Raw genomic sequence first — 1,097 nt, forward strand, 5'->3', positions numbered from 1 at the left:
TCCTGGATCTACATCGGCACCCAGGGCATCCTCCAGGGCACCTACGAGACCTTCGCCGCCGTCGCCGCCAAGAAGTTCGGCGGCACCCTCGCCGGCACCATCACCCTCACCGCCGGGCTCGGCGGCATGGGCGGCGCCCAGCCCCTCGCCGTGACCATGAACGACGGCGTCGCGATCTGTATCGACTGCGACCCCCGCGCCATCGAACGCCGCATCGAGCACCGCTACCTGGACGTCAAGGCCGACTCCCTCGACCACGCCCTCCAGCTCGCCACCGAGGCCCGCGACGCCCGCCGCCCGCTCTCCATCGGCGTCCTCGGCAACGCCGCCGAGCTGGTCCCGCAGCTCCTCGCGATGGGCGCGCCCATCGACATCGTCACCGACCAGACCTCCGCCCACGACCCGCTGGCCTACCTGCCCACCGGGATCGCCTTCGAGGACATGGCCGACGCCGCCGCCAAGGACCCGGCCGGCTTCACCACCCGCGCCCGCGAGTCCATGGCCCGGCACGTCGAGGCCATGGTCGGCTTCCAGGACGCCGGCGCCGAGGTCTTCGACTACGGCAACTCCATCCGCGGCGAGGCCCAGCTCGCCGGATACGACCGGGCGTTCGCCTTCCCCGGCTTCGTCCCCGCCTACATCCGCCCGCTGTTCTCCGAGGGCAAGGGCCCCTTCCGCTGGGCCGCCCTGTCCGGCGAGGCGTCCGACATCGCCAAGACCGACAAGGCGATCCTCGACCTCTTCCCGGAGAACGAGTCCCTGCACCGCTGGATCAAGCTGGCCGGCGAACGCGTCCACTTCCAGGGCCTGCCCGCCCGCATCTGCTGGCTCGGCTACGGCGAACGCGACAAGGCAGGCGAGCGGTTCAACGACATGGTGGCCTCCGGCGAACTCGCCGCCCCGCTCGCCATCGGCCGCGACCACCTCGACTGCGGCTCCGTCGCCTCCCCCTACCGCGAGACCGAGGCCATGCTCGACGGCTCCGACGCCATCGCCGACTGGCCGCTGCTGAACGCCATGGTCAACGTCGCCTCCGGCGCCTCCTGGGTCTCCCTCCACCACGGCGGCGGCGTCGGCATGGGCCGCTCCATCCACGC

General features: G+C 72.1%; 1 protein-coding gene. It reads left to right on the forward strand.

Features of this window, described 5'->3' with window-relative positions:
- Positions 1–1,097, forward strand: a 1,097-nt coding sequence (gene hutU / locus G6W55_RS37745) for a urocanate hydratase (RefSeq protein ID WP_175525074.1), incomplete at both ends; no start/stop codon positions are given.

Source organism: Streptomyces sp. CAI-85 (assembly GCF_013363615.1).
GTDB classification, from domain to species: domain Bacteria; phylum Actinomycetota; class Actinomycetes; order Streptomycetales; family Streptomycetaceae; genus Streptomyces; species Streptomyces antibioticus_B.